The organism is Pinisolibacter sp. (assembly GCF_036782435.1).
Taxonomy (GTDB): domain Bacteria; phylum Pseudomonadota; class Alphaproteobacteria; order Rhizobiales; family Ancalomicrobiaceae; genus CALBKH01.
This window is the reverse complement of the sequence record NZ_DAIPZB010000036.1, coordinates 41381-52267: the sequence shown is the minus strand read 5'-3', so window position 1 is coordinate 52267 and position 10887 is coordinate 41381. Positions and strand designations below refer to the sequence as shown.

General features: G+C 67.5%; 10 protein-coding genes. 3 read left to right on the top strand and 7 right to left on the bottom strand.

Going from position 1 to position 10887, the window contains the following annotated elements; genetic code table 11:
• Positions 1-502 precede the first annotated feature (502 nt).
• Positions 503-754, top strand: a complete 252-nt coding sequence (locus V7Q42_RS21465) for a DUF6538 domain-containing protein (protein WP_442958214.1) — start codon at positions 503-505, stop codon at positions 752-754.
• Positions 755-969: 215 nt separating this feature from the next.
• Positions 970-1629, top strand: coding sequence for a GntR family transcriptional regulator (locus V7Q42_RS15530; RefSeq protein ID WP_333825003.1), 660 nt, complete (start codon positions 970-972; stop codon positions 1627-1629).
• A gap of 152 nt (positions 1630-1781) precedes the next feature.
• Here the strand turns inward: V7Q42_RS15530 and V7Q42_RS15525 are convergent, their stop codons facing one another.
• From V7Q42_RS15525 to V7Q42_RS15495, 7 genes are all read right to left on the bottom strand, one after another.
• Positions 1782-3287, bottom strand: a complete 1506-nt coding sequence (locus tag V7Q42_RS15525) for an aldehyde dehydrogenase (NADP(+)) (RefSeq protein WP_333825002.1) — start codon at positions 3285-3287, stop codon at positions 1782-1784.
• 19 nt (positions 3288-3306) lie between these two features.
• Positions 3307-4224, bottom strand: a complete 918-nt coding sequence (locus V7Q42_RS15520) for an SMP-30/gluconolactonase/LRE family protein (RefSeq protein WP_442958213.1) — start codon at positions 4222-4224, stop codon at positions 3307-3309.
• Positions 4225-4234: 10 nt separating this feature from the next.
• Positions 4235-5182, bottom strand: a complete 948-nt coding sequence (locus V7Q42_RS15515; protein ID WP_333825006.1) for an ABC transporter permease — start codon at positions 5180-5182, stop codon at positions 4235-4237.
• 6 nt (positions 5183-5188) lie between these two features.
• Positions 5189-6124, bottom strand: coding sequence for an ABC transporter permease (locus V7Q42_RS15510; protein ID WP_333825005.1), 936 nt, complete (start codon positions 6122-6124; stop codon positions 5189-5191).
• A gap of 2 nt (positions 6125-6126) precedes the next feature.
• On the bottom strand, positions 6127-7599 hold the full coding sequence (locus V7Q42_RS15505; protein WP_333825001.1) for a sugar ABC transporter ATP-binding protein: 1473 nt from the start codon (positions 7597-7599) through the stop codon (positions 6127-6129).
• 24 nt (positions 7600-7623) lie between these two features.
• Complete coding sequence (locus V7Q42_RS15500) at positions 7624-8634, bottom strand: ABC transporter substrate-binding protein (protein ID WP_333825000.1); 1011 nt, start codon at positions 8632-8634, stop codon at positions 7624-7626.
• An 88-nt stretch (positions 8635-8722) separates the two neighbouring features.
• Positions 8723-9484 carry a FadR/GntR family transcriptional regulator gene (locus tag V7Q42_RS15495; RefSeq protein ID WP_333824999.1) on the bottom strand — a complete coding sequence of 254 codons (762 nt, stop codon included), beginning with the start codon at positions 9482-9484 and terminating at the stop codon, positions 8723-8725.
• 166 nt (positions 9485-9650) lie between these two features.
• Between V7Q42_RS15495 and V7Q42_RS15490 the strand changes: the two genes are divergently transcribed.
• Positions 9651-10802: a fumarylacetoacetate hydrolase family protein gene (locus tag V7Q42_RS15490; protein WP_333824998.1), complete on the top strand. Its 1152-nt coding sequence runs from the start codon at positions 9651-9653 to the stop codon at positions 10800-10802.
• The last annotated feature ends 85 nt before the right edge of the window (positions 10803-10887 follow it).

The window sequence follows — 10887 nt, the reverse complement described above, 5'->3', positions numbered from 1 at the left end:
TGAGTGAATCACGTCAGATGACGGTCGTCGAGACCTATCCGCGCACAGGTCTCATTAGTCGCCTCCGAAGATCTCGTCGCGCGCCTGCGTCATCTTGATGAGTTCAGGGCGACATGGGTCGTATGCGCGCCCGATCAGAGGTGCAACCGGAGGTAAACGCTCAGACCTATGTGTCTCCGCACGTCACATTCTCATATGAAGTGCTGACCGCCGACTGAAAGACAGAAGGAAGGAAGTGAGACCTGCTTATGGTCGTTGTTGTCGAACGTCCACTTCTGGCCGCCCGGTTCGTGGAACTGAATGTCCCATTAGGCGCGTTGCCGTCAGAGAACGATGGCCACTTGGATGGCTGCTTTTCCACTTCCGCAGGCCAGAAACCGACAGGCAGCAAACCACCCCATTGTAGCCGTTCGCTCACATCCTAATTTTGGAGGGCTATAGCGTAGGTGTAGTTCTCCGTTTCGTCGGCCTCGGCCCGCCATTCTCCTGCCATCCTGTTGAAATGGCCAGGAAGCCCCGGAAATCGAAGGGTTGCGAAGCGGCTCTGCTACACGACGGCGCTGCACGGGGCGGCGAGCAGATGGCCGGAGTGCCCGGACTTTCTCGGCGTGGAAACGTCCGGCAGTTCCGCGTTCGCGTCCCCGACAAGCTGCGCAAGACCATCGGCAAGGGCGAGATCGTCAAGTCGCTCGGCGCCGTTTCGCACGCGGAGGCGGCTCCCGCTACGTGGCGCTGGAAAGATCGAAGCCGATGAATGACGATCCGCCCATCGAACCAGCCTCTGTGGCTGCCTGAGCCCACGTCGAATTCGACCGAGGATCGAAGGTCCGATACCATTCCGCGCGCCTCACCCGCCGAATGTCGGCTTGGTATACCCGGGGCGCCCGACTTGCGGTATTGATGATCGTCACATCGTGTTCGCCGACCCGAAGATAGGTGCCGAGGCGCATGGCCAACGAGCCACTTGCCGTGGAAATCGCCAGCCGATTGCGCCGCAGCATCCTGGTCGGGCGACTGAAGCCGGGCGACAGCGTGAAGGAACGCGACAACGCCGCCGAGCTCGGCGTCAGCCGTACGCCGATGCGCGAGGCGATCCGGGTGTTGGCCAAGGAGGGGCTCATCGAACTGCGCCCGTCCCGCAGCCCGATCGTCGCGAACCCGAGCCTGCGCGAGGTGATCGACGACATCGACGTGATCCGCGCGCTGGAAGTGCTGTCGGGGGAACTGGCGTGCCGCAACGCCTCGGTCGAGGAAATCGAGGCGATCGCCGAGTTGCAGCATCGCTTGGACGGCGCACCGCCGGACGCCGACCCTCTCGACCTGTTCGAGATCGACATGGAGATCCACCGGGCGATCGCCCGAGCCTCGCACAACCCTTCGCTCGCCGAGACCCATGGCGCCTACCTCGCCCGGCTGTGGCGGGTGCGCTACCTCTCGGCGCGACAGGTCGGCGGCAAGGATCGCACCTACCGCCAGCACCGCGAAATCATCGCCGGGCTGAGAGCGCGTGACGCGGCCGAGGTCGCCCGGGTCGTCGCCAGCCACATCGACCACATCATCCTCAACGTCCGGGGCTATTTCGACAGTTCTCCCCGGTGCGACGGCGATCGTCCGGCGGTCCGCGGATAGCGGCCGAGCGAATTCGGAAAGACGGACCGGAAGGCTCGCGCGTCGGCCCGGAGGTCGTGGACGCGACTTGCGCCGAGACCCGTGGCTCGCTCGATCGGTGACGACGCCGGCGGTCCGCCCGGGTGGCCGACGGGCCGGCCCGGGCGAATGGATCAGACGAGGTCTTCGGGCAGCACGCTCGCCGGCATGTTCTGGTAGCAGACGGGCCGCAGGAAGCGGCGGATCGACAGCGTCCCCACCGAGGTGTGGCCGAAGTTGGTGGAGGCGGGATAGGGCCCGCCGTGGACCATCGAGTCGCACACCTCGACGCCGGTCGGGAAGCCGTTGGCGAGCAACCGTCCCGCCTTGCGCCGGAGGATCGAGATCAGCGGTCGCGCCGCCTCGGCATCCTCGTCGTCCATGTGGACGGTGCAGGTGAGCTGGCCGTGCAGCGAGCGCGCCAGGGCGGTCATCTCGTCCATGTCCTTCACCACGACGATCAGGCCGAGCGGACCGAACACCTCTTCGCCCAGCGCCTCGTTCTTCAGCCAGGTCTCGCCGGTGGTCATGTAGAGGTAGGGCGTGGCGTTGCGCAGATCGCAGACCGAGGTGAGCAGTTCCTGTACCCCGGCGGAGTGCGCGACCCGGTCGCGCCCGGCGCGATAGGCCCGGGCGATACCGTCGGTGAGCATGATCTGCGCACCGATCGGCTTCAGTGCGTCCGTGGCGGCACGGGCGAAGGCTTCGGCCTGCGGTCCGTCGAGCACCACCGAGATGCCCGGGTTGGTGCAGAACTGGCCGGCGCCCATGGTGAGCGAACCGGCCCAGCCGGCGGCGATCTCGGCGCCCCGGGCGGCGAGCGCATGGGGCAGGAAGAACATCGGATTGACCGATCCGAGTTCGCCGAAGAACGGGATCGGGTTCGGCCGCTGGGCGCAGAGGTCGAAGAGCGCCCTGCCGCCGGCGAGCGAGCCGGTGAAGCCGACCGCATTGATCAGCGGATGCTGCACCAACGCCGCGCCGGTCAGGCGATTGCCGCCCTGGATCAGCGAGAAGACGCCGGGGTGGATCCCTTCCGCCTCGATCGCCGCGGCGACGGCCCGGGCGACGATCTCGCCGGTGCCCGGATGGGCGGAATGCCCCTTCACGACGACCGGACAGCCCGCCGCCAGCGCCGCCGCGGTGTCGCCGCCGGCGGTGGAAAAGGCGAGCGGGAAGTTGGAAGCGCCGAAGACGGCCACCGGGCCGATCGGATGCTGCATCATCCTGAGATCGGGGCGCGGCAACGGCCGGCGATCGGGCAGTGCCGCGTCGTGGCGGCGGTCGAGATGGTCGCCCTTGCGGATGTGGTCGGCGAACAGGCGGAGCTGACCGGTGGTGCGACCGCGCTCGCCTTCGAGCCGCGCCGTCGGCAGACCGGTCTCGGCAGTGCCGATGGCGGTGATCTCGGCCCCGCGCTTCTCGATCTCGTCGGCGATCCGCTCGAGGAAGGCGGCGCGCGCGGCGCGCGAGGTCTCGCCATAGCTCTCGAACGCCGCCTCGGCGGCGACGCAAGCCGCATCGACATGCGCCGGCGAGCCCATGGCGAAGTCCATCGGTGCACCCGAAGCGGGGGCGGAAGCGAAGGTGGTCTCGCCCGCGACCCATTCGCCGGCGATCAGGTGTTTTCCGCTGAGCATGAGTTCCTCTCGAAAGTCCTCAGGGGCGCTGGATGCCCGTGGTCGCGACGAAGACGGCGTAGACCGCATTGGTCGCGGTGACGAAGAGTCGGTTGCGGCGGGGGCCGCCGAAGGTGAGGTTCGACACCATCGACGGGAACCTGATCTTGCCGAGGGCGGTGCCGTCCGGGGCGAAACAGATCACGCCGTTCTGGCACGAGGTCCAGAGGTTGCCGTGGATGTCGAGGCGGAACCCGTCGGGAACGCCCGGATCGACTTCGCAGAACACCCGACCGCCGGTCAGCGTACCATCGTCGCCGACGTCGAACACGCGGATGTGGTGCGGGCCGTCGGGATCGTGACTGCGACCGCTGTCGGCGACGTAGAGCCGCTTCTCCTCGGCGTCGAAGCACAGTCCGTTGGGCTTGACGAAATCGTCGGCGACGATCCGGGTCTCGCCGGTCTCGGGATCGACGCGGAAGACGTAGTTACCGGCCTGTTCGCGCGGCGACTTGTAGCCCTCGTAGTCCGACAGGATGCCGTAGTCGGGATCGGTGAACCACACGCTGCCGTCCGACTTCACGACGACGTCGTTGGGCGAGTTGAGGCGCTTGCCGTCGTGGCGGTCGGCGATGGTGGTGATCGAGCCGTCGGGTTCGAGACGGATCACCCGGCGCCCGCCGTGCTCGCAGCTCACCAGCCGGCCCTGACGGTCGCGGGTGTTGCCGTTGACGAATTCGGTGCGGGCGCGGAACACGCTCACCCCCTGCCCTTCGATCCAGCGCAGCAGGCGCTGGTTGGGGATGTCGCTCCACACGAGAGCGCCGTGGTCGGCGAACCAGACGGGGCCTTCGGCCCAGCGGCAACCGTCGTAGAGGAGTTCGATATCGGCGATGGGCACCGTCAGGTCGTAGAACCTGCGATCGTAATATTCGTAGCTGTCGCCGACCATGGCCATGGCGCGTCTCCTATCGTTGCGGCTCGTCGCCACCGGCCGTGGTGATGACCGCGATGATGATCACACCGGTGAGGATCAGTCGGATGCCGGCGCTGGCACCGAAGGTGTTGAGCATGGTGACCAGCAGGAACAGGAACATCGCCGCGCCCCAGATGCCGGGAATGTTGGCGCGGCCGCCGGCCACCGAGGTGCCGCCGATGACCACCACGGCGATCGAGGCGAGCAGGTATTCCTGGCCCATGTTCAGCGAGGCGCCGCCTGAGAAACCGGCGAGCAGGTAGCCGGTGAGGGACGCCAGTACGGCGCTCAATGTGTAGGTGAGGAAGCGGACCCGCTCGACCCGGATGCCGGCCAGCCGCGCCGCGCGCATGTTCTGGCCGATGGCCATCACCGACCGCCCGTAGAGGGTGCGGTGGAGCAGGACGCTCATCGCCATCGCGAACAGGATGACGACCAACGCGAGGATCGGCAGACCCCAGACCTGTGCGGTGGTGAAATCGGCCAGAAGCGGCGGCGGCTTGATCTTGAGACCGCGGCCGTAGGCGATGGCGGTCGACAGCACCAGGAAGCTCGACGACAACGTCGCGATGATCGGCGGGATCCGCAGGATGCGGATCAGCAGGTAGTTGAAGATGCCGACGGCGAGACCACAGGCCAACGCGATCACCAGGCCGACGACGAGCAGATCGTCGGAACCCTCCATCACCTTCATCGCCACCACCCCGGCGAGCGAGATGGTCGAGGGGATCGACAGGTCGACATTACCGGGGCCGGTGGTGATCACGAACATCTGGCCGATGCCGACGATCACCGTGAAGGTGGCGAAGGACAACGCCGCGGTCAGCACCTGGGCGCCCCCGGTGCCGCCGCTGTGGATCGTGGTCGCCAGCCACACCAGCGTCATGCCGAGGTAGGACCAGATCCAGGGTTTCGCGGAGAGGCGGCGGATCGCGGGCATCATGGCTCAGACCTCCCGCCGCTTGATGAGGGCCCGCAGCGCGAGAACGACGATCAGCACGGCGCCCTGGGCTCCGATCTGCCAGTCGGGCGAGATCTTCAGGAAGATCAGGAACGAGCCGGTCAAGGTCAGGGTGAGCGCTCCCACCACGGCGCCGAAGGGCGAGACCCGTCCGCCGACGAACTCGCCGCCGCCCAGGATCACGCCGGCGATGGCGTAGAGCGTGTAGCGATCGGCGATGTGGGCGTCGGCGGCCGAGGTGAGCCCGATCAGCGACAGGCCGGAGAGGACGCCGAAGAACCCGGCGGCGGAATACATGATCACCTTGATCTTGAGCAGCGACCAACCGGCACGGCTCACCGCGCGCGGATTGCCGCCGGCGCCGCGCAACACCGCGCCGTAGCTCGACATCATCAGGAATACGTGGACGACGATGCCGATCACCAGCGCCGCCACCACCGGGAACGGCACCCACGGCGTCTTCAGCCCCATGATCGCCTTGACCCACCCCGGGGCCGAGCCGCCGGGGGTGGGCAAGATCAACACGGCGACGCCCAGCCAGACGAAGGACATGCCGAGCGTGACCACGATGCTCGGCAGGTTGCGCCAATGGACGAGCGCCCCCAACGCCCCGTAGGCGGCGATCGCGGCGAGGAGCGCCAGGGCCCCGAGCAGCGGCGTCGAGGCGACCAACGTCGCGCCGATGGTGGCGGTGAGGCCGACGAAGGCGCCGATCGACAGGTCGAGGTCGTTGACCGTGATGATGAACATCTGCGCGATGGTCGCCAGCGCGATCGGCACCGCGTATTGCAGCATCAGGTTGAGCCCGAAATAACTCATCGCCCGAGGTTGGACGTAGAAGATCGCCGCCAGCAGGATCGCGAACGAGGCCCCCGGCAGGGCCGCACGCAGGAACTTCGGCGACGTCACGGCGGTGAGCATGGTCACGCGCTCTCCTTGAACGAGCACTGCAGGATCTTCTCTTCGGAAAGATCGGCGCGAGCGATGTCGGCGACGATGACACCGTCGCGGAACACGTAGGTGTGGTCGCAGTTCTTCAACTCGTCGGTCTCGGTCGTGTACCAGAGGAAGGTTCGGCCCTTCTCGGCCTCGTCGCGGATCAGGTCGTAGACTTCGAGCTTGGTACCGACGTCGACACCGCGCATCGGATCGTCCATCAGGATGATCTCGGCGTCGGAGGCGAGCGCGCGGGCGAACAGCGCCTTCTGCTGATTGCCGCCCGAGAGCGACAGGATGGCGTTGTTCATGTCCGGCGTCTTGATGCCGATGCGGCGCTTCCACTCCTCGCCCAGAGCCGCCTCGGCCGACGCGTCGATGAGGCCGTGGCGACGCATGCCGGCGAGCGAGCGCACACCGATGTTCTGGGCGATCGACCAGAGATGGAACACGCCTTCGGTCTGCCGGTCGCCGGCGACCAGCGCCACCGGGCCGTCGACCCGGGTCGAACCGCGGTGTTTTCCGGCGGCGTCGAAGATCTTCATCAGCATGGCCGTCTGGCCGTGACCGGCGAGGCCGGCCAGACCGATGATCTCGCCGCGATGCGCCCGCAGGTCCACGGCGTCGCGGTCGCTCGACCGAGCCTCGACCACCAGAGGCGTGGCTCCGCGCTGGCGTTCGTGTGCCTCGTGCACCTTGATCGCGGTCATCTCGACCACGTTGCCCATCGCCCGGACGAGGCTGTCGCGATCGAATTCCTCGGTCTTCTTCGCGGCGACCACGGCGCCGTCCTTCATCACCACGATGCGGTCGGAGGTGTCGAGGATTTCGCGCAGAAGGTGGGTGATGAGAATGCAGCTCATGCCGCCGCCGACCACCTTGCGCACGTAGTCGAGCAACTGGCGGGCGGTGAACGCATCGAGCGACGACGTCGGCTCGTCGAGGATGACGAGATCGAGCGGCGCGTCGGAAATGGTGAAGGCGCGGGCGATCTCGACCATCTGGCGTTTGCCGATCGACAGGTCGCCGACCACGTCGTCGGCCGATATCCCGTGACCGGGAAAGATCTCGTCCAATTTCGCCCCGATCAAGGCCCGGGCGCGGCGCTTCCACCCGAAGCCCTGGAGCGACGGGTGGAAGATGCGCGCGTTCTCGGCGACCGTCAGGTTGGGACAGAGCGACAGCTCCTGGAACACGCACCGGATGCCGGCTGCGTTGGCGCCGGCCACTCCGTAGCGTGCGGTCACGTCCTCACCGCGGACCGACATGGTCCCGGAACTCGGCGTGAGCGTACCGGCGAGCACGTGCATCAGCGTGGACTTGCCGGCGCCGTTGTGCCCGACGAGGCCGAGGCACTCGCCCGCCTCGACGCGCAGATCCACCCCGTTCAGCGCCTTCACCGCACCGAAGTGCTTGGCGACCTTCTCCAGGGCGACGATGGTACGCGTCGATTCGGTCATGTCCCGGCCCCTGCCGTCTTCGTCTCACTTGCCGGCGGCGACGGCCTTCGCATCGTCGAGAGTGTACTCGACGTTGGCGACACTGCCCTTCTCGGTCGTGGCGAGCGACTTCTCCAGGGTGTCCTGGTTGATCTGCAGGAACGGCACGGTCAGGTCCTTCGGCACCTGCTTGCCGTCGAGGATCATCTGGGCGACCCAGAAGGCGAGCGTGGAGACGCCGGGCGCGATCGAGACCGACATGGTCTCGTAGCCGTTGGCGGTCTTCTGTTCCTTCCACCACTGCAGTTCGTCGTAGCGGTTGCCGAGCGTGATCAGCGGGGTCGGACGACCGGCGGCGGCGAAGGCGCGGGCGGCGCCGTAGCCGTCACCGCCCTGGGTCACGACGCCGGCGATCTGCGGCAGCGACGGCAGAACACCGGCCACCGCCTTCTGCGCCACGTCCTGGGCCCAGTCGCCGTGCACGGAGCTGACGATCTTGAACTGCGGGTTCTTGGCGACGCCCTCGTGGATGCCGCCACTGATCGCGTCGTCGACGAAGACGCCGGCGAGGCCGCGGATCTCGAGCAGGTTGCCACCCTTGGGCAGGCGACCGGCCATGTAATCGACCTGGATGCTGCCCATCTTCTTGAAGTCGACGGCGATGCGGTAGGCGCAGGGTTCGTTGACGATACCGTCGAACGAGACGACCACGATACCGGCGTCACAGGCCTGCTTGACCACGCCGTTCAGCGCGGTCGGCGAGGCGGCGTTGACGACGATGGCGTTGTAGCCCTGCAGGATCAGGTTCTGGATCTGCGCGGCCTGCTCGGTCACCTGGTTCTCGGCGGTGGTGAAGGCGGGCGCCTCGGCGACGATGCCGTCGGCGACGGCCTTCTTGGTGATCTTGTCCCAGCTCTTGAGCATCGCCTGACGCCAGCTGTTACCGGCGTAGTTGTTGGACAAGGCGATGCGCATCTTCGAGGTTTCGGCCATGGCCGCGCCGGCACCGACAGTCACGGCGAGAAGGCTCGCCCCCATCAGTCTGAACATCGACATCTCGTTCCTCCATCTGTGATGTACGTCGTTATCGGCCTTCCCCCGGGGCGGCTTTCCGAGCGGCCCGGGACACTCCTCGCGGTGGCGGTCAGGAAAGATCCGCCGAGTGTTCCTCTTCGAGCGACCCGACCACGGCCTCGACGTCTTCGCGGGCGCTGACGAGCAGGATCGACATCGCGGTCTGGGCTTCCGCCGCCTCGCCGCGCAGAATGTGGTCGCAGACCGCCTGATGCAGCGGCACCGAGGCGGCGCGCGCGCCCGGCCGGCGCGACGAGATCCGGAAGCTGCGGGACAACAACACGCCGGTGACGTGCCACAGCGAGCTCAGAAGCTCGTTGCCGGAGGCGCGCAGAATGGCGGCATGAAAATCGAGGTCGGCCGCCATGTTCTCCCGAGTCATCGGTTCGATCTCGGCCATCCGGGCCATCGCCTCGCGCATCTCTTCGAGCGGTCGCGCGAGCCGCTTCTGCGCCGCCAGACGCGCCGCCGCCGGCTCGATGATCAGGCGAAATTCGAACAGGGCATCGGTGAAGGCCCCGGTGGGCTCCTGCTCGTAGGCCCAGAGCAGAACGTCGGGGTCGAGCATGTTCCAGTCGCCACGGGCGCGGACCCGCGTGCCCACCTTCGGGCGCGATTCGAGCAGTCCCTTGGCCGAGAGCAGCTTGATGGCTTCGCGATAGGCGGTCCGGCTCACCGCGAGGTCGACGCTCGCCACCTCCTCGGTGGAGAGGACCTCGCCTTCGGCGATCTCGCCGGCGACGATCCGGCGGCCCAGCTTCCGGGCGACCCGGCCGTGCAGGCTGCGGCGCGGCACCGTGCTCCTGTCGAGATCGGCTTCGAGCAGACCCATCCCCGTTTCCTCGTTCCGAGGCCCGGTTTCGGCGAGCCCCGATTGTTTTGCCAATACTCATACAATATGAGATCGTGATTGGTATACCATTTTTTTCGGGAACCTGCCATCATGCCGAACGCGGTGCCGCTCGGGGCCGGCGGAGCGCTTCGGGGAGACGACGGAAATGCCATCGTGGATCGATCGGAACGAACGGAACGGCACCTTCGTCGGGCGGGTCTGGAACCCGGAGGCGCAGGGACCGAGCGTGGTGACGCTGCGGGGCGACCAGGTGGTCGAGATCACCGCCCGCGCGGCTCCGCTGGTGCGCGACATCTGCGAGATGGACGATCCGGCGGGCTACGTGCGCAGCGCCGAGGGTACGGTGCTCGGCGACATCGACCGCATCGCCGAGGCCCCGGTGGGCGACCCGACTCGCCTGCATTTCCTCGCGCCGAACGATCTCCAGGCGGTGAAGGCGTGCGGCGTGACCTTCGCCCGATCGATGGTCGAGCGGGTGATCGAGGAGAAGGCGGCGGGCGACCCGTTGCGCGCCGAAGCGATCCGGAGCCGGGTCGGCACGGTCATCGGCGACAGCCTGCGCAACATCCGGGCGGGCTCGCCGGAGGCGGCTCGGGTGAAACAGGTGCTGATCGCCGAAGGTCTCTGGTCGCAGTACCTCGAGGTGGGCATCGGCCCGGATGCCGAAGTCTTCTCCAAGGCGCAGGTGCTCTCCGCGGTCGGCCCCGGCGCCGAGGTTGGGCTGCACCCGATCTCGTCGTGGAACAATCCCGAGCCGGAGATCGTGCTGACGGTGTCGTCCAAGGGGCGAATCGTCGGCGCCGCGCTCGGCAACGACGTGAACCTGCGTGACGTCGAGGGCCGCTCGGCGTTGCTGCTCGGCAAGGCCAAGGACAACAACGCCTCCTGCGCCATCGGTCCGATGATCCGGCTGTTCGATGCGACCTGGACGCTCGACGACGTCCGCGCCGCCGAGCTCGACCTGCGCGTCGAAGGCGAAGACGGCTACGTGCTCGACGGGGCGAGTTCGATGCGCGAGATCAGCCGCGACCCTCAGGCCCTCGTCGACCAGACCGTCGGCCGCCATCACCAGTATCCGGACGGCCTCATGCTCTTCCTCGGCACGCTGTTCGCGCCGACGCAGGATCGCGACGCGCCGGGCGAGGGGTTCACCCACAAGCTCGGAGACCGCGTCACCATCTCGTCGGCCGGCCTCGGCCGGTTGGTCAACACGGTGCGCCTGTCCACCGAATGCGCCCCCTGGACCTTCGGTGTGCGGGCGCTGATGGCCAATCTCGCCGCGCGCGGGCTGCTCTAGGCCCGTCGCGAGCGCATTCCGCAGCCGGGTCGAACGTCCCGACCCCGACACTCCGGACCGGGCGCGCCACGGCGCGTCCCGGCCC